Here is a 17819-nt window from a genome sequence, read left to right on the forward strand (position 1 = left end):
CGCCTGGCGGGCGCGCTTTTTCAGCGCAGCAGCTCGCCCTGGGCGATCTGGGCGTGCAGCACTTCGATGGGCGGGGTGAGTTGCTGCATCAGCCGCAACTGTGCCGACAGCCCGGCCAGCGGCAGGCTGTCGTCGAGCGCGTCGGCCTCATGCGCCAGCATGCTCCACTGCACCGCATCGACGGCCAGCGGCAGCGCCCGGCTTTGCAGCATGGCGAGTTCCTGCGTGGGCAGATGGCTGTCGTTCTGATCCATCTGCCAGGCGCTGCGGCGTGCGAGCATGCGGGTCGTGTCGGCTTCGGTGCGGATGCGGGCGATGCGCTGCTGCCAGACCGGGTGATGCACCGCAAGTCGCTCGCCGCTGCGCCGCGTCTGCAGCCGGGCGATCAGCAGGCCGAGCGCGCGCTCGGCCGCGCCCAGACACCTCAGCGCCTCATGCAGACCGACGATGCGCTGGTGCGTCTGCAGCATTTCCAGACCCTGTCCGGGCTGGCCCAGCAGATGATCGGCGGGCACGCGCGCGGCATCGAAAGATACTTCGGCCGGTGGCGACTGCGCCATGCCCCAGCCGTGCAACTGCCGCCCGATCAACACGCCGGCGGTCTTGAGCGGCACGAGCAGCACGCTGAACTGGCGGTGCAGCGGCGCCTGCGCATCGGTGCGGCACAGCACCAGCAGGCTGGCGGTGCGGGGGTCCAGCAGGTTCTGCACCCAGGTCTTGTGGCCGGTCAGCCGCCAGTGGCCGTCTTCGGGCACGGCGCGACACTGCAGCGAATCCGGGTGGTGCAGTTCGGCCCCGGGCTCGGCGGCGGCCCAGGCGCTGCGCGTCTCGGCGCGCAGCAGCGGGTCGAGCCAGGCTTGTTTGATGGACTCGCTGGCGTAGCTGTCGAGCAACTGCATGTTTGCCGCGTCGGGCTGGGCGCTGTTGAACACCTCGGTGGCCCAGGGGATGCGGCCCATGGCTTCGACCATCGGCGCGTATTCCCAGTGGCTCAGCCCCTGCGGCGCGCGGGTCGAGGCGGGCAGAAACAGGTTCCACAGACCGGCCAGTTGGGCTTTCTGGCGGATGGAAGCGAGCTGCGCGGTGGCGGTGGCCTGCGGCCCGGCAGCAGCCAGGCGCAGCGCGGCGTTGATGGCGCTTTCCTGCGGCAGTACCACGGTGTGGAGAAAACGGTGCAGGCGGGTTTGCAGCGTGCTGACACGCGGCGACGGCGCGGCGTCGATGAGTCTGGGCGGCATGGGCGCGTTCACACCCTCTCAGTCGCCAGGCCGCGGCGGGAGTTGGCTGCTCAGGTGAACGTGCAGGGCGCTGGCATGGCTTTGCGGATCGGGCAAAAGCCTGCGCGGTCCGCCGGGTTGGGCGGAAATGGCATCGACCAGTCGCAGCGCGGTCTGCAGCGCGTCTGCGGGCGGGCACAGACGGTTGACCACGCCGAGCTGGTGCAGCCGCGCCGCGTCGAGCCCGAGGCCGGGCAGGCAGGCTTCGTTGAAGGCGGGCTGCGGCAGCAGTCGTGCGGCCAGCCACTGCGCGCCGCCCACGTCGCGCTGCGGCAGCAGCGGGTCGAGCAGTTGGAAGCGGGCGTCGTCTGCCGCCACGAGCAAATCGCAGGCCAGCGCCAGTGCAGCCCCGGCGCCTCGCGCCAGGCCCTCGACCGCTCCGACCACCAGCGGCTCGCAGTCGCGCAGGGCGAGGATGCAGTCGTGCAGGGCTTCGGTCGCATCGAGATCGTGCAGTCCGCTGCAGAAGTGCTGCGCGCTTCCCGTGAGCACCACGGCGCGGATCTCGCCATCGCGCTGCGCCGTGGTGAGCGCCTCCAGTGCGGCCGAGCACAGCGCCGCGCTCAGGGCGTTGCGGCTTTCTGGGTGGTGCAGGCGCAGCACCAGGCTGTCGCCCTGACGTTCGGCTTGGAGTTCGGCGCTCATGCGATGCGGGTTGTTGGGGTCAGTGGCGCCTGCATGATAGACAGCAAGCCGACGCACGCCTCGGGCTGTTGGGCGTTTCCGACAGAAAATCGGGCGTCTGTCGACTATTTCACACGAGTTGTTCGAGCTCTACCGCAAGCATGGGCGCAAGGCTGAATTCGAGGCGCTTTATGCCCGCTTTCAGCGCCGCTTCAACGTCGCCGTGCCGCCTTGGGGCGCGGATGCCGCGGCCTTGCAGCAATCGCAGGGCCGCGATCTGCTGATGCTGTATGCGGTGGCGCGCGATCTCTTTGCGCAGAGCCCATCTGCCGCCGAGGTGGAGCATGCCGATCTGGACTTCGAGTTGCCGCTGGAGGCCCAGACGCCAAGGATGCGTTGAAAACCTCCCCCGCTTGCGGGGGAGGCTGGGAGTGGGAGCGGGTTTGGGCGTATCTCCAGGCGCTGCGCGCTCGACTTGAAGGGGGTTCGGTCGGGCTTACTTCGGGTCGCCCCCGCCCAGCAGGGCGGCGACTTTGCGTCGCGGGCGGGTGTTCGGCGATGATGAAAGCGCGCTGCTTGCGGTGGATGCCGACGAGGTATCCCAGACGGGCCGGGCATTCGGGTCGGCCTCGTAGGGTTTGTCGAACCAGGGGTCGTGCCGGGCAGAGCGTGCGCCGCGCGCGGCAGACGGCGATGCCGCCTGGCCTTCGGCGGCCCATCCACGTGACGCGCGCGGGCTGCGGGATTCCCGTCCTTCATCCCGCCCTTCGCCCGAATCGCGGCGCGGGCGGGTCGGGCGCTCGATCATCAGGGGCTGCCTGTCGAACTGCCGCTTGATCAGCTTTTCGATGTCGGCCAGGGAGCGCGCGTCGCGGCTTGTGGCCAGGGTGATGGCCAGACCCGAAGCGCCGGCGCGGCCGGTGCGGCCGATGCGGTGCACATAATCTTCGGCGCTGAAGGGCACGTCGTAATTCACCACGCCGGGCAGCTCGGCGATGTCCAGGCCGCGCGCGGCCACGTCGGTGGCCACCAGCGCCTGGATTTCACCGTGCTTGAAGGCGTCCAGCGTGGTCAGGCGTTCGGCCTGTGACTTGTCGCCGTGCATGGCCGCGGCCTTGATGCCGTCGCGCTCGAGCGCGCGGGCCAGCCGGCCGGCACCGAGTCGGCTGTTGACGAACACGATCACCTGCGGCAGCGGGTTGTCGCGCAGCAATTGCACCAGGGCGGCGCGCTTGTCGTCCTCTTCGACCTGATAGACGCGCTGTTCCACATTGGTCGCGGTGGCGTTGGGGCGGGCCACCTCGACCAGCAGCGGGTTTTGCAGATAGCTCTGCGCCAGGCGCTTGATTTCTGGCGAGAAGGTGGCCGAGAACAACAGGGTGGTGCGCTGACTGGGCAGATAGGAGAGGATGCGCTGCAAATCGGGGAGGAAGCCGATGTCGAGCATGCGGTCGGCCTCGTCGAGCACCACGAACTGCACCTGCGCCAGATTCACGCTCTTGGCTTCGAGGTGATCGAGCAGTCGCCCGGGGGTGGCGACCAGCAGATCCACGCCCTTGCGCAGTTCTTCCTTCTGCGGGTTCATGTCCATGCCGCCGAATACGCAGGCGCAGCGCAGCGGCGTGTGCCGGGCGTAGGCCTTGAGGTTGGTGTAGACCTGATCGGCCAGCTCGCGCGTGGGCGCCAGCATCAGCGCGCGTACCGGATGGCGCGCCGGAGACACGCTGGTCGAAGCCAGCGGCAAAAGCTGCTGCAGGATGGGCAGCGAGAACGCGGCGGTCTTGCCCGTGCCGGTCTGCGCGGCGCCCATGATGTCCCGTCCATCCAGCAGCAGCGGAATGGCCTTGGCCTGGATGGGCGTGAGCTTTTCGTAGCCCATGTCGCTGACGGCGCGCAGAATGCGCGCGTCCAGCGCCAGGTCGGAGAAGCGCTCGGGCAGGGAGGTGTCTTCGGTCGGGGGTGTGGTGGTGTTCATCCGGGCTGTGGTGAGGGCGGCAAGCGTGCGGCAAATGTGCGGCAAAAGTGCAGCAAAAGAAGGCTGCGAATGGCGGATGACGCGTCGGGTCCGACCGCCTGCGTACGCGCAGGGCGAAGCGCCCGCACTGCGCTGAAGTCCGCCTGATGTCTGCCCAATGGAGCGCAGGACGATTGCAGGGGCCTGGCCCCTGCCGCAGCGGATTGACAAGCCGAATATTCTAGGCCGTGTTGTCGATCCGGCCCGCGTGGGAAGAAAATGCCGATGCGTCGATGCTGAACGCGCATTTTGAAAATTCGGATTTGTCCCCCACTTGTCGCATCATTCCTCCGCACGGGATCGCACGATGGATTACAAGGATTACTACCAAATCATGGGCGTGGAGCGCAGCGCAACGCAAGACGAGATCAAGCGCGCCTACCGCAAGCTCGCCCGCAAATATCACCCTGACGTCAGCAAGGAGGCCGGGGCCGAGGCCAAATTCAAGGAATTGGGCGAAGCCTACGAGGTGCTCAAAGACCCAGAGAAGCGCGCCGCCTACGACCAGCTCGGCAGCAACTGGCGCGCCGGGCAGGACTTTCAGCCGCCGCCCGGCTGGGGCGCGGGCTTCGAGCAGCGCGGCGGCATGCCCGATCACGAGGCCGATTTCAGCGACTTTTTCGAGGCGCTGTTCGCGCGCGGCAGGACAGGAGCGCGGCGCGCGGGCGGTGGGCCGGGTGCGCAGGGCATGCATCTGCGCGGGCAGGATCACCACGCGCAAATCCTCATCGATCTGGAGGACGCCTACCGCGGCGCAACCCGCACCCTCAGCCTGCGCATGCCGGAGGTGGATGCGCACGGCCATGTGGTGATGCGTGAGCGCACCCTGAAGGTGCAGATCCCCAAGGGTGTGCGCGCCGGACAGCACATCCGCCTGGCGGGACAGGGCGCGCCGGGTATCGGCGAGGGCGGGGCGGGCGATCTCTATCTGGAGATTGGCTTCAATCCTCATGGGCTTTACCGCGTGGAGGGGCGCGATGTGTTCATCGACCTGCCGCTGGCGCCGTGGGAGGCGGCGCTGGGCGCGGAGGTGAACGTGCCCACGCCCGATGGCACGGTGGCGCTCAAGATTCCGCCGTCCACGGCCAGCGGGCGGCGGCTGCGGCTCAAAGGGCGGGGCATACCGGGGGCCACACCCGGCGATCTGTACGTAGTCGCTCAAGTCGTGCTGCCCCCGGCGGATACCGAGGCCGCTCGCTCGGCCTACCAGCGCTTGAAGAAAGACTTCGAGGCATTCAACCCGCGCGCCGCGCTATACCAAGGAGCCCAGTCATGAGTGCCATCACGAACGCAAATGCCGTGCCGCTGGTCGGCGTGGTGCTGGAAGATCAGGTCGACATCACCGTGGATCAGGTCTGCGCCATCTGCCGGGTGGAGCGCACGCAGATCGTGCATCTGGTCGAAGAAGGCGTGATCGACCCGCTGCAGCCCGCAAGCCCTGTGGCGCAATGGCGCTTCAGCGGCGAGGCGCTGGCGCGAGCCCGACGCGCACTACGGCTGCAGCGCGATCTCGAACTCAATGCCGCCGCCGCTGCGCTGGTGCTCGATCTGCTGGACGAAGTCGCCGCGTTGCGCGCTGCGCTGCGCCGCTAAAAGCTGGTTGATGGCGCGGCAAGCCCGTTTTTGCAGCCCCGGGCGCGCTCATCTGGTGCGTTTGCAGGCGGCGTCCAGCGCCTCGCCGCTGGCCACGCCTGCCCAGCGCGATCGGTTCAGGCAGTGGATGGCGCAGGGGCTGAGCCTGGCTTCGGTGCGACTGCATGGCTATGCCGTGTTGCCCGACTCGGCGCTGCTGCTGCTCACCCCCCGGACTGCCGCCGATCTTTCCCGTTATGTCCAGGGCCTGGCGCGGCGCAGCAGCCGTGCGCGGACACCCGCTTCGTTCGCATCCACCGGGGATTCGCCGCAGATCGGGCCGGCCTGGGCCGGGCGGTTTCAGAGTGCGCTGGTGCAGCCGGGTGATTGGGAACTGGCCGCGATGATGTGGATCGACTGCGCGGCAGAGCGCGCGGGCCTGTCCACGGGGCTGTCGAATGCCGTCGCCTGGCCCTGGAGCAGCCGGGCCGCGCATTGCGGAGAGGTATCGCCGACAAGCGCACCCCCCCTCGTGCTCACAGACCCAGAGGCTTACTGGCGGCTGGGCAATACCCCTTTTGCCCGGGAGTCCGTCTATCGCGAGCGGCTGGCCCAAGGCCTTTCCCCGCAGCAAATGCATGCGCTGGAGGCCGCACTGCGCAGTGGTCGGGCCGCAGGCGACGCAGCGTTTGTGCGACAACTGGAGTTCGAGAGCGGGCGCAGACTGCTGCCCGTCCCGCGTGGCCGCCCTCGCACGAAAGTTGCATGAGGTCGATCATTGGTGCTGTGTTTCACGTTATCTGGAACATGAAAAGGCGCCTTGCCCTGACGCCAAATCCATCCTTTTTATGGGTTCCATCAAGCGTGAAATACTGCATTGGGGAAGCGCAATAATCTGTCCCTATTTATTCTTGATCTTCTTGGTATCGCTTTTTTAATGGGGACAGATTGTTGAATTTTTGTTGCACCCAGTGTTGCGATGCAGTAAATTCGCAACTTCTTGTCGACTCACTGCGGAGCCTGCCATGTCCACGCCCCAAACTTCCGCCTCCCGCGCCGAAATCTCCGCGCTGTCCCGCAACGGGCTCTATGGCCCGCAAAACGAGCACGATGCCTGCGGCGTGGGCTTCGTGGCGCACATCAAGGGCGTGAAATCGCACGACATCGTCCAGAACGGGCTGCTGATCCTCAAGAACCTCGACCACCGCGGCGCCGTCGGCGCCGACAGGCTGATGGGCGACGGCGCCGGCATCCTGATCCAGATACCCGATGCCTTTTTCCGTGAGGAAATGGCGGCGCAGGGGGTGGAACTGCCGCCGCCGGGCGAGTATGGCGTGGGCATGATCTTCCTGCCGCGCGAGCAGGCTTCGCGCCTGGCGTGCGAACAGGAGATCGAGCGCGCCATTCGCGCCGAAGGTCAGGTGCTGCTGGGCTGGCGCGACGTGGCCGTCGACGCCGAAATGCCGATGTCGCCCACGGTACGCGCCAAGGAGCCGGTGATCCGTCAGGTGTTCATCGGCCGTGGCCCGGACGTGATGGTCACTGATGCGCTCGAGCGCAAGCTGTTCGTCATCCGCCGCGTCGCCAGCCATGCGATCCAGCGGCTCAACCTGCGTCACGGCAAGGAGTACTTCGTACCGTCGATGTCGGCGCGTACCGTGGTCTACAAGGGGCTGCTGCTCGCCGACCAGGTCGGCCAGTACTACCGCGACCTGCAGGATCCGCGGCTGGTGTCGGCGCTGGCGCTGGTGCATCAGCGGTTCTCGACCAACACCTTTCCCGAGTGGCCGCTGGCGCACCCCTACCGCATGGTGGCGCACAACGGCGAGATCAACACTGTCAAGGGCAATTACAACTGGATGCGCGCACGCGAGGGCGCGGTCAGTTCGCCGGTGCTGGGCAGCGATCTGCAAAAGCTCTGGCCGCTGATCTATCCCGGCCAGAGCGATACCGCGAGCTTCGACAACTGTCTGGAACTGCTGGTGATGGCGGGCTATCCGCTGTCGCACGCGATGATGATGATGATCCCCGAGGCGTGGGAGCAGCACGCGCTGATGGACGCGCGCCGCCGCGCCTTCTACGAATACCACGCGGCGATGATGGAACCGTGGGACGGCCCGGCGGCGATCGCCTTCACCGACGGCCGCCAGATCGGCGCCACGCTCGATCGCAACGGGCTGCGCCCGGCGCGCTACATCGTGACCGACGACGACCTGGTCATCATGGCGTCCGAGTCGGGCGTGCTGCCCATTTCCGAGAGCCATATCGTCAAGAAATGGCGACTGCAGCCGGGCAAGATGTTCCTCATCGACATGGAGGCGGGCCGCATCATCGACGACAAGGAGATCAAGAGCCAGCTCGCCGGCGCGCGTCCCTATGGTCAGTGGATCGAGAACCTGCGCATCCGCATCGACGACCTCGATCATCTGGGTCGTGCCGAGCCCTCGCCCATTCCCTTGCTCGACCGTCAGCAGGCCTTCGGCTACACGCAGGAAGACCTCAAGTTCCTGATGGCGCCGATGGCCGAGAAGGGCGACGAGGCCGTCGGCTCGATGGGCAACGACGCCGCGCTGGCGGTGCTGTCCAACCGCGCCAAGCCGCTGTACAACTACTTCAGGCAGTTGTTCGCGCAGGTGACCAACCCGCCGATCGACTCGATCCGCGAGAACATGGTGATGTCGCTGGTGTCGTTCATCGGCCCGCGCCCCAACCTGCTCGACATCAACCAGGTCAACCCGCCGATGCGGCTCGAAGTCAGCCAGCCGGTGCTCGACTACGACGACATGGCGCGGCTGCGCTCCATCGCGCAGCACACCGGCGGCAAGTTCCGCAGCTATGAAATCGACATCTGCTATCCCGTGGACTGGGGCAAGGAGGGGATCGAGGCGCGCATTGCGTCGATCTGCGCCGAGGCGGTCGACGCCATCCGCAGCGGCCACAACATCCTGATCGTCACCGACCGCCATGTGAGCGCGCAGCAGGTGGCCATTCCGGCCCTGCTGGCGATGAGCGCGGTGCACCAGCACCTGATTTCGCTCGGGCTGCGCACCCAGACCGGGCTGGTGGTGGAGACCGGCAGCGCGCGCGAGACCCACCATTTCGCCGTGCTCGCCGGCTACGGCGCCGAGGCGGTCCACCCCTACCTCGCACTCGACACCGTCGCGGCGCTGGCGGCCGACCTGCCGGGCGAGCTCGGGCCCGACAAGGCGATCAAGAACTACATCAAGGCCATCGGCAAGGGGCTGCAGAAGGTCATGTCCAAAATGGGCATCTCGACCTATATGAGCTACTGCGGGGCGCAGATTTTTGAGGCAGTGGGGCTGTCGCGCGAACTGGTCGATAAATACTTCACCGGCACCGCCAGCCAGGTCGGCGGCATCGGCGTGTTCGAGGTCGGCGAGGAGGCGCTGCGCCTGCACCGCGATGCCTTCGGCGCCAACCCGGTGCTCGCCACCATGCTCGACGCCGGAGGCGAATACGCCTGGCGCAGCCGCGGCGAGGAGCATATGTGGACGCCCGACGCCATCGCCAAGCTGCAGCATGCCACCCGCGCGGGCAACTACAACACCTACAAGGAATACGCGCAGATCATCAACGACCAGTCGCGGCGCATGCTCACCCTGCGCGGGCTGTTCGAATTCAGGATCGATCCAGCCAAGGCCATTCCCGTCGACGAGGTCGAACCGGCGTCCGAAATCGTCAAGCGCTTTGCCACCGGGGCGATGTCGCTCGGTTCGATTTCCACCGAGGCGCACGCGACGCTCGCCGTGGCGATGAACCGCATCGGCGGCAAGAGCAATACCGGCGAGGGCGGCGAAGATCCGCTGCGCTACCGGCCTGAAATGCGCACCGGATCGAGCGGCATCCAGGACGGCGACACGCTGGCTTCGGTGCTCGGGCCGCAGCGCGTGGTCAGCGACATTCCACTCAAGGCAGGCGATTCGCTGCGCTCGAAAATCAAGCAGGTCGCCTCGGGGCGCTTCGGTGTCACCGCCGAATACCTGGCCTCGGCCGACCAGATCCAGATCAAGATGGCGCAGGGCGCCAAGCCCGGCGAGGGCGGGCAGCTTCCCGGCGGCAAGGTGTCCGAATACATCGGCATGCTGCGCTACTCGGTTCCCGGAGTCGGGCTGATCTCACCGCCGCCGCACCACGACATCTATTCCATCGAAGACCTGGCGCAGCTCATCCACGACCTGAAGAACGCCAACGACCGCGCCTCGATCAGCGTCAAGCTGGTGGCCGAAAGCGGCGTGGGCACGGTGGCCACCGGCGTGGCCAAGGCCAAGGCCGACCATGTGGTGATCGCCGGTCACGACGGCGGCACCGGCGCGTCGCCGCTGTCGTCGATCAAGCACGCCGGCAGCCCGTGGGAAATCGGCCTGGCCGAGACGCAGCAGACCCTGGTGCTCAACCGGCTGCGCGGCCGCATCCGGGTGCAGGTCGACGGCCAGATCAAGACCGGGCGCGACGTGGTCATCGGCGCGCTGCTCGGCGCCGACGAATTCGGCTTCGCCACCGCGCCGCTGGTGGTCGAGGGCTGCATCATGATGCGCAAATGCCACCTCAACACCTGCCCGGTGGGCGTGGCCACGCAGGACCCGGTCTTGCGCAAGAAGTTTTCGGGCAAGCCCGAGCATGTCGTCAACTATTTCTTCTTCGTCGCCGAGGAAGTGCGCGCCATCATGGCGCAGCTCGGTGTTCGCCGGTTCGACGACCTGATCGGCCGCGCCGACCTGCTCGACGCGCGCAAGGGCATCGAACACTGGAAGGCGCGCGGGCTCGACTTCTCGCGCGTGTTCCATCAGCCCGATGTGCCCGCCGATGTGGCGCGCCGTCAGGTTGAGGAGCAGGATCATGGCCTGGCCAAGGCGCTCGATCACGTGCTGATCGAGCGCGCCCGTCCCGCACTGGAGCGCGGCGAGAAGGTGCAGTTCATCCAGAACGTGCGCAACGTCAATCGCACCGTCGGCGCCATGCTTTCCGGCGAAGTGGCGCGGCGCTATGGTCACGACGGCCTGCCCGACGACACCATCCACATCCAGATGGAAGGCACCGGCGGCCAGAGTTTCGGCGCCTTCCTCGCCCGTGGCATCACGCTCTACCTGATCGGTGAAGCCAACGACTACACCGGCAAGGGGCTGTCGGGCGGGCGCATCGTCGTGCGCCCCAGCCTGGATTTCCGCGGCGATGCGCCGGCCAACATCATCGTCGGCAATACCGTGCTCTACGGCGCGATCGAGGGTGAGGCCTTCTTCCGCGGCGTGGCGGGCGAGCGCTTTGCCGTGCGCAATTCCGGCGCCACCGCGGTGGTCGAAGGCACGGGCGACCACGGCTGCGAATACATGACCGGCGGCACGGTGCTGGTGCTGGGCGAGACCGGGCGCAACTTCGCTGCGGGCATGAGCGGCGGTATCGCCTACGTCTTTGATGTGGACGGCCAGTTCGCCAAGCGCTGCAACACATCCATGGTGGCGCTCGACAAGGTGCTGCCGGCGGCCGAGCAGAAGGCGCAGATGGCCGAGGCCCTGTGGCACCGCGGTCAGACCGACGAGGCCCAGTTGCGCAAGCTGCTGCAGGACCACCTGCGCTGGACCGGCTCGCTGCGCGCGCGTGAACTGCTCGATACCTGGGAACAGGCGCGCGGCCGCTTCGTCAAGGTATTCCCGTATGAATACAAGCGGGCCCTGGGCGAATTGGCCGCCAAACGCGAGGCGCAGGCCGCTACCGCCAAGGCCAAGGCGCCCGTGGGCAACGCCAGCGTGCCCGCGAAATGAAGCCCACCCCGAGAACCTGCGCTGCGCTGGGTTCCCCCCTCAAGGGGCGCGAAACCCTTGGGGCGGCCCGGCGGGTTTCGCCTCATCGGCTCCAGTGTTCAGACATCAAACAAGGATTGACCATGGGAAAAATCACCGGATTCATGGAATTCGAACGGCAGGAAGAGGAGTATGAAGCGCCGGCCGTGCGGCTCAAGCACTGGAAGGAATTCGTCCACGAACTGCCCGAAGACAAGGCCAGGATTCAGGCTGGGCGCTGCATGGACTGCGGCATTCCGTTCTGCAGCAACGGCTGCCCGGTCAACAACATCATCCCCGACTTCAACGACCTGGTGTGGCAGGGCGACTGGCAGCGCGCCCTCGACGTGCTGCACTCGACCAACAACTTTCCCGAGTTCACCGGCCGCATCTGTCCCGCGCCCTGCGAGGCGGCGTGCACGCTGGGAATCAATGAGCCGCCGGTGGGGATCAAGTCCATCGAACACGCCATCATCGACCGCGGCTGGAACGAAGGCTGGGTGACTCCGCAGCCGCCTGCGCACAAGACCGGCAAGACCGTGGCCATCGTCGGTTCCGGCCCGGCGGGTCTGGCCGCAGCGCAACAGCTTGCCCGCGCCGGACATGCCGTGACGGTGTTCGAAAAGAACGATCGCGCAGGCGGTCTGCTGCGCTATGGCATTCCCGATTTCAAGATGGAGAAAAGCCACATCGACCGCCGCATGGCGCAGATGCAGGCCGAAGGCGTGACCTTCCGCACCGGCGTGCTCGTGGGCGAGATGCCCAAGGACGGTCCCGGCGCCACCGTGACCAACTGGTCAAAAGAGAGCGTCACCCCCGCGCAGTTGCTGGCCGATTTCGACGCCGTGCTGCTGACCGGCGGCGCCGAATTTCCCCGCGATCTGCCCGTGCCCGGGCGCGAGCTCGATGGCATTCACTTCGCCATGGAATTCCTGCCGCTGCAGAACAAGGTCAATGCCGGCGACAAGCTGAAGAACCAGATCATGGCCACCGGCAAGCATGTGGTGGTGATCGGCGGCGGCGATACCGGCTCGGACTGCGTGGGCACCAGCAACCGCCAGGGCGCGGCCAGCATCACCCAGTTCGAGGTCATGCCGCAGCCGCCCGAGCAAGAGAACAAGCCCCTGGTCTGGCCGTACTGGCCGATCAAGCTGCGCACCTCCAGCAGCCACGAGGAAGGCTGCTCGCGCGACTGGGCCGTGGCCACCAAGGAGTTCATCCCCGGAACCGGCAAGGACAAGAACAAGGTCAAGCAGATCAAGGCCTGCCGCGTCGAATGGAAAGACGGCCGCATGCAGGAAGTGCCCGGCAGCGAGTTCACCCTGCAGGCCGATCTGGTGCTGCTGGCCATGGGCTTCGTGCATCCGGTGGGCAGCGTGCTGGAGGCGTTCGGCATCGACAAGGACGCGCGCGGCAATGCCAAGGCCGGCACCGAAGACGAAACCGGCTATGCCACGAACGTGCCCAAGGTCTATGCCGCGGGCGACATGCGCCGCGGGCAGAGCCTGGTCGTCTGGGCGATCAGAGAGGGCCGCCAGGCCGCGCGCGAGATCGATCGCTTCCTCACCGGCAGCACCGTTCTGCCGCGATGAGGAAGGGCTGAATACAGATCCCTCCCCACTGGTGGGGAGGGTTGGGGTGGGGATGAACGACAGCAATCAACCGTTTCTTCGCGCATCGCCTGTTTTTTTGATCTGGGAAGCGCCGGTGCCGCCGGTTTTTTGCACAATGCGAGGATGATGCGCGAGGCCGATGACGATCACAGCCCGCCTCAATTTTTGGGGCGGGACCCGCAGGACATGCTGGAGCACACGCTGGGCAGTCGCCCGCGGGGCGACCTCTGGGTGTTCGGCTACGGTTCGCTGATCTGGAACCCGGAAGTCGTGCATGACGAAGTGCGCCCTGCGCGGGTGTGGGGCTGGCGGCGCACGCTGCGCATGTGGTCGCGCATCAACCGTGGCACGGAAGAAGCGCCCGGTCTGGTGTTCGCGCTGATGGCGGGCGGCTCCTGCCGCGGCATTGCGCTGCGCGTACCCCAGCATCGCGCCGAGCGCGAATTGCGCCAGTTGTGGAAGCGGGAAATGCCTCGCGCCGTGTACGACCCGCGCTGGATACCCTGCCGCACTCCGCAGGGCGTGGTGCAGGCGCTGGCATTCACTCTCGCGCCTTCCAGTCCGAGCTATGTCGGCGAGATCGACGACGCGCAGTTGCTCCACATTCTTCATACCAGCCGCGGCCGCTATGGCACGACGCTCGACTACGTCATGCGCACCGCCCGCGCGCTGCGCGACATCGGCATCCGCGACGCCGAGCTCGAGCGCATCATGCGGCTGGCGGCGCCATATCGCCTCGGGGAACACGGCGAGGCGCAAGAAGACGAACGCGGTCGCATCTGATCCGGGGCGGCATGGCCGCTTCGCCGATAGCATGTGGCCTTGCCTGCACACCGCGACGTTGCTTCGAGGTGCGCCGCATCCTCCCTCTCACTCACCAGGAATCCCATTGGTCAAACCAAACTACTCCTACGAAAAACGTCAGAAAGAGCTGGCCAAAGAACGCAAGAAGCAGGAAAAACTGCAGCGCAAGGCCAACAAACCCGAGAGCAATGCGCCCGGCGCGCCGACCCAGCCTGACCAGAGTTCCGGCGGTGAGCGCAGCGAGGGCGCGGCGGACGCACCGCCGCAGCGCTGATCGGGTCTGCTTGCGGCTGACGGGTGTCGCTGTCACTTCAGTCCGTGATCGTCGGCTTTCGGCAGCGCGTCCGCCTGGCGGTGCGGCCTGCTGTCCGCAGTCAGATCGTCTGACTGCGGACTATTCCTCGTCGTTGTTGCGGTAGTTTTTCCAGCCGTCCAGCGCACGGCGCATGGTCTGCACTTCCTGCGCGAAGTTGGGGCAGGCCTTGCACACCAGGAAGTGAATGCGGATGGACAGTCGCTCGGTGAAGTTGAGCGCACGGTCTTCCCGCGCCAGGATGAGCCCGGCGACTTCGCGGCAGGTGCGGCGAAAAGGGTAATTCACGCTGCAGGGCTCCCGAACCAGTTGAGTTGCAGACATTCACGCAGGCGCATACGGGCGCGGTGCAACATCGTCCAGACATTGGACGAGGTAATGCACAATTCCTGACAAATGGTTTCTGTATCGAGTTCGAGCCATTCGCGCATCAGGAACACGCGGCCGATCTGCCCGGGCAGCGCGTCCATGCAGGCTTCGAGCACTTCAAAGAACTGGCGCTGCTGCAAGGCGTCTGCCGGAGTTTCCCAGGTCTGCGGCATGGTGCGGAAATGGCCGTCCGGGATGAACACCAGTTCTTCCAGCACCTCGCCTTCCTCGTCGGTGTCGTAGCCCACTTCACGCTTGCGCAGGCGAAGCTGGTCGAGCACCTTGTGCTTGAGGATGCCCACCACCCAGGTCTTGAACTGCGACTGGCCCGCAAAGCGCGCCGCGTCTTCCAGCGCCGCCAGCAGCGTTTCGGACACCGCGTCCTCTGCCCATGCGGTATTGCGCAACTGCAGTTGCGCCAGACGCAGCAGGGTGGGCCGCAGCGCTTGGAGGCGTGCGGCAAGATCGTCTTGCCGATGTTCGGTGGATGGAGCTGCCATTGCGCGAGTTCCAGAAATCGATCGGGCTGAGCGCAACGGCCCTTATCGTTCGGCATTCTTCCACGGGAACCGTCGCATGCCATCGGGCGAAATGCATCCTGGCATCAGGGAAAACCCCAGGAGAGTGCGGTGAGAGCGGCTGTAAGGAACCGGGCCCGCGGTGCGACAAAGCCGCAACCCGGAGCGATCCAGCGGCAAACATCTCCGGGCCTGCGCAGGCAAGGCGCCCGCAGTTTGCACTCATTCACCAAAGGAGCTTCACCATGAACAAGCGTCAATTCCTCAACACCGCCGCCGCTTCCATGCTGGCCATGGGCGTGCTCGCCATCGCACCCGCGGCGCATGCCGAGAGCATGGGCAAGTGCTTCGGTGTGGCCACTGCCGGCCACAACGACTGCGCCGGTCTGTCGGGGCTGCATTCGTGCAAGGGTACGTCCACCATGAACTACAACCCGGGCGACTTCGTGGTCAAACCCACCGGCACCTGCGAGAAGCTCGGCGGGTTGACCATGGAGCAGGCCCAAGCCGTGCTGAAAAGCCCGTCCGAGACCAAGGCCTTCGAAGAGAAGATGGGCAAGATGGCCATGTGATGAACCCGCAGCCGGGGTGCCAGACGCGCGGCGAATGCTGTCCTCCTCGTCGCGCTTTCCCGGCCTCCCGGCTGCACTGCGCAGGACAAGGCACCATGAACCTCCAAACTCCATGCGCCGGTATCGGCCTGCGTCAGCCGCATTACCGCGAGTTTCGTGCGTCGCAGCCCGATGTCGGTTTTGTCGAGGTGCATTCGGAGAATTTTTTCAACCCGCATGACGCCGCCGCCCAGGTGCTTGCCGCGGTGCGCACCGATCATGCGGTCAGTCTTCATGGCGTCGGTCTGGCGCTGGGCTCGGCCTGCGGACTCGATGGCGATCATCTGGAACGACTGGCCGCGCTGGTGGCGCGCATCGAGCCGGTGCAGGTATCCGACCATGCCTGCTTTGCCCGCGCGCCTTGGGCTGCGGGCGGCGAGGTGCATGCCAACGATCTGCTGCCCGTTGCCTTCACCGAGACGCAGCTCGACATCTTCTGTACCCATGTGCAGCAGGTGCAGGACCGGCTGCGTCGGCCCATTCTGGTTGAAAACCTCAGCGCCTATCTGCACTTCGGCGACAGCGAAATGCACGAGACTGAATTTTTCGCCGCGCTGTGCAAGCGCACCGGCTGCGGTCTGTTGCTCGACGTCAACAACCTCATGGTCAACGCCCGCAACGCCCATGAGGCCGAGCCGCTGCAAGCCGTGTGCGACTGGCTCGATCGCCTGGCCGCCATCGCGGCGCCGGGCGTGGTCGGCGAGATTCATCTGGCCGGGCACAGCGAGCAGAAGGGTCTGGTGATCGACGACCACTCCACGCGCGTGTCGCTGCCGGTGTGGATGGCGTATGCGTATGCGCTGCATCGGCTTGGAACGGCGCCCGTATTGATCGAATGGGACACCGCCCTGCCCGCGCTCGATGTGCTGCTCGACGAGGCGGCACAGGCCCGCGTTCTGCTGGACGATGTGGCTCGGTCGCAGGGGTTACCCCTGGCGCGTACCGCACAACAACCGATGCTGGAGGTCGCATGATGAGCGCCGCCTGGCAGCAGGAACTGCAGCGCCAGCAAGCCCTGGTGCATGCGCTGTTCCAGACACAACCTGGCACGGAACCCGACCCGCGGCTGCAGCCCTGGGAACAAGGCGCGGCATGGCAGGCCGGGTTGGCCGCCTACCGTGGCAACGGCCTGGAGCATGCCCGCGCGGCGCTGCGCACCCTTTTCCCCACCCTCATGGCCATGCTGGGCCAAGACGCCTTCGATGCGGTGTGCGCCCGCTACTGGCATGCCCTGCCACCCCGGGTGGGCGATCTCGCGCGCCTTGGCGAACGTCTGCCCGACTTCGTCGCGTTGCAGCCCGAGTTGCAGCCCTGGCCCTGGCTGGGCGACAGTGCTCGGCTCGATCTGGCGCTGTGGGCGGTGCTGTTCGATGCACCCGCAGCACTGAGCCCAATCGACCTGCAGCGGCTGGCCGAGAACGACCCGGCAACCTTGCGCTTGCGTCTGGCGCCGGGCACGCGCCGCATCGATTCGCCCTGGCCCATCGTCACCCTTTGGCAGTTGCACCGCGAGCCGCAGCCGCAGGCCGAAGCCCTGCGTGCAGCCTTCAGCCGCGGGACAGAAACCGCCTGGGTGTGGCGAGACGCCCTGCAGTCGCATTGCCTTGCTGCCGATGAGCCGCATGCACGCTGGCTTCGTGCGCTGGCCGAAGCACCCACGCTGGCCGCCGCGCTCGATGTGTTGCCGGACGACTTCGATCTGTCGGCCTGGCTGCACCAGGCGGCGATGCAAGGGTGGATCGCCGCCGTCGAATCCATCAACCCATCACTCGACCCAAGGAGACTGTCATGACCACGACCACCCTGCAGCAGCGTCTGAGCGCCTGCAATCTGCATTTGCATTCGATTTCCCGCGCCTGGGACACGCTCGTGCGCTGGCTCGACTGGCTGCAGGCCCCGGCGCTGCTCGCCGCGCGACTCTATGTGGCCTACGTGTTTTTCAACTCGGGGCTGCAAAGTCTGCGCGACTGGGCGGGCACGGTCTGGCTGTACGAGAACGAATTTCACGTCGCCTTGCTGCCGCCGCATATTGCGGCAGTTGCTGGAACGGCCGGTGAAATCCTGCTGCCGCCGCTGCTGGCATTGGGACTGTTTGGCCGCTTCGGCGCGCTGGGCCTGTTCGTGGTGAACGCGGTGGCCCTGCTTTCTTACCTGTATGCGCTGCAGCCGCCGGCCATCATGTTCCATTTCATCTGGGGCATTCTCATCGCCGTGGTGGCGCTGTGGGGGCCGGGCAAGTGGTCGGTCGATCATTTGCGTTCATCGTGAAGGCTCATCCCACCCGGGCGATGCAAAGGCCATCCCATCAT

17 protein-coding genes are annotated in these 17819 nt (G+C 66.4%); 12 read left to right on the top strand and 5 right to left on the bottom strand.

The features are described 5' to 3' along the window. Nucleotides 1–20: 20 nt before the first annotated feature. Both RBR52_RS03550 and RBR52_RS03555 read right to left on the bottom strand, forming a co-directional pair. Nucleotides 21–1250, bottom strand: coding sequence for an acyl-CoA dehydrogenase family protein (locus RBR52_RS03550; protein WP_320375813.1), 1230 nt, complete (start codon nucleotides 1248–1250; stop codon nucleotides 21–23). A gap of 6 nt (nucleotides 1251–1256) precedes the next feature. Continuing rightward, nucleotides 1257–1922: an enoyl-CoA hydratase-related protein gene (locus tag RBR52_RS03555; protein WP_320375814.1), complete on the bottom strand. Its 666-nt coding sequence runs from the start codon at nucleotides 1920–1922 to the stop codon at nucleotides 1257–1259. A gap of 118 nt (nucleotides 1923–2040) precedes the next feature. Between RBR52_RS03555 and RBR52_RS03560 the strand changes: the two genes are divergently transcribed. Further along, nucleotides 2041–2301: a hypothetical protein gene (locus RBR52_RS03560; RefSeq protein ID WP_320375815.1), complete on the top strand. Its 261-nt coding sequence runs from the start codon at nucleotides 2041–2043 to the stop codon at nucleotides 2299–2301. A 96-nt stretch (nucleotides 2302–2397) separates the two neighbouring features. Here the strand turns inward: RBR52_RS03560 and RBR52_RS03565 are convergent, their stop codons facing one another. After that, nucleotides 2398–3876 carry a DEAD/DEAH box helicase gene (locus RBR52_RS03565; protein WP_320375816.1) on the bottom strand — a complete coding sequence of 493 codons (1479 nt, stop codon included), beginning with the start codon at nucleotides 3874–3876 and terminating at the stop codon, nucleotides 2398–2400. 346 nt (nucleotides 3877–4222) lie between these two features. Here RBR52_RS03565 and RBR52_RS03570 point away from each other — a divergent pair, with 346 nt between their 5' ends. From RBR52_RS03570 to RBR52_RS03600, 7 genes are all read left to right on the top strand, one after another. Continuing rightward, nucleotides 4223–5191, top strand: a complete 969-nt coding sequence (locus tag RBR52_RS03570) for a DnaJ C-terminal domain-containing protein (RefSeq protein ID WP_320375817.1) — start codon at nucleotides 4223–4225, stop codon at nucleotides 5189–5191. Further along, a complete protein-coding gene (locus tag RBR52_RS03575) occupies nucleotides 5188–5508 on the top strand; it encodes a chaperone modulator CbpM (protein WP_320375818.1) in 321 nt (106 codons plus the stop codon). The genes RBR52_RS03570 and RBR52_RS03575 overlap by 4 nt, the downstream gene beginning before the upstream one ends. 10 nt (nucleotides 5509–5518) lie before the next feature. Further along, complete coding sequence (locus RBR52_RS03580) at nucleotides 5519–6256, top strand: hypothetical protein (RefSeq protein WP_320375819.1); 738 nt, start codon at nucleotides 5519–5521, stop codon at nucleotides 6254–6256. A 256-nt stretch (nucleotides 6257–6512) separates the two neighbouring features. Then, nucleotides 6513–11264 (top strand): glutamate synthase-related protein, encoded by a 4752-nt coding sequence (locus tag RBR52_RS03585; RefSeq protein ID WP_320375820.1) that lies wholly within the window; start codon nucleotides 6513–6515, stop codon nucleotides 11262–11264. Nucleotides 11265–11386: 122 nt separating this feature from the next. Next, nucleotides 11387–12874: a glutamate synthase subunit beta gene (locus RBR52_RS03590; protein ID WP_320375821.1), complete on the top strand. Its 1488-nt coding sequence runs from the start codon at nucleotides 11387–11389 to the stop codon at nucleotides 12872–12874. 144 nt (nucleotides 12875–13018) lie between these two features. After that, nucleotides 13019–13678 (top strand): gamma-glutamylcyclotransferase, encoded by a 660-nt coding sequence (locus RBR52_RS03595; RefSeq protein WP_320375822.1) that lies wholly within the window; start codon nucleotides 13019–13021, stop codon nucleotides 13676–13678. A gap of 106 nt (nucleotides 13679–13784) precedes the next feature. Then, on the top strand, nucleotides 13785–13973 hold the full coding sequence (locus RBR52_RS03600; RefSeq protein ID WP_320375823.1) for a hypothetical protein: 189 nt from the start codon (nucleotides 13785–13787) through the stop codon (nucleotides 13971–13973). 120 nt (nucleotides 13974–14093) lie between these two features. Here RBR52_RS03600 and RBR52_RS03605 read toward each other — a convergent pair whose 3' ends face one another. After that, nucleotides 14094–14300 (bottom strand): zf-HC2 domain-containing protein, encoded by a 207-nt coding sequence (locus RBR52_RS03605; RefSeq protein WP_320375824.1) that lies wholly within the window; start codon nucleotides 14298–14300, stop codon nucleotides 14094–14096. Then, nucleotides 14297–14881 (bottom strand): sigma-70 family RNA polymerase sigma factor, encoded by a 585-nt coding sequence (locus RBR52_RS03610; RefSeq protein ID WP_320375825.1) that lies wholly within the window; start codon nucleotides 14879–14881, stop codon nucleotides 14297–14299. The genes RBR52_RS03605 and RBR52_RS03610 overlap by 4 nt, the downstream gene beginning before the upstream one ends. A 263-nt stretch (nucleotides 14882–15144) precedes the next feature. On the opposite strand from RBR52_RS03610, the gene RBR52_RS03615 reads away from it, so the two are divergent. From RBR52_RS03615 to RBR52_RS03630, 4 genes are all read left to right on the top strand, one after another. Then, complete coding sequence (locus RBR52_RS03615; RefSeq protein ID WP_320375826.1) at nucleotides 15145–15471, top strand: DUF2282 domain-containing protein; 327 nt, start codon at nucleotides 15145–15147, stop codon at nucleotides 15469–15471. A gap of 95 nt (nucleotides 15472–15566) precedes the next feature. Then, nucleotides 15567–16484 (top strand): DUF692 domain-containing protein, encoded by a 918-nt coding sequence (locus RBR52_RS03620; protein WP_320375827.1) that lies wholly within the window; start codon nucleotides 15567–15569, stop codon nucleotides 16482–16484. After that, nucleotides 16484–17302: a DNA-binding domain-containing protein gene (locus RBR52_RS03625; protein ID WP_320375829.1), complete on the top strand. Its 819-nt coding sequence runs from the start codon at nucleotides 16484–16486 to the stop codon at nucleotides 17300–17302. Before RBR52_RS03620 ends, RBR52_RS03625 begins: the two co-directional genes overlap by 1 nt. Next, complete coding sequence (locus RBR52_RS03630; RefSeq protein ID WP_320375830.1) at nucleotides 17299–17778, top strand: DoxX family protein; 480 nt, start codon at nucleotides 17299–17301, stop codon at nucleotides 17776–17778. Before RBR52_RS03625 ends, RBR52_RS03630 begins: the two co-directional genes overlap by 4 nt. Nucleotides 17779–17819: the final 41 nt, after the last annotated feature.

Source organism: Thiomonas sp. (genome assembly GCF_034007205.1).
Taxonomy (GTDB): Bacteria; Pseudomonadota; Gammaproteobacteria; order Burkholderiales; family Burkholderiaceae_C; genus Thiomonas.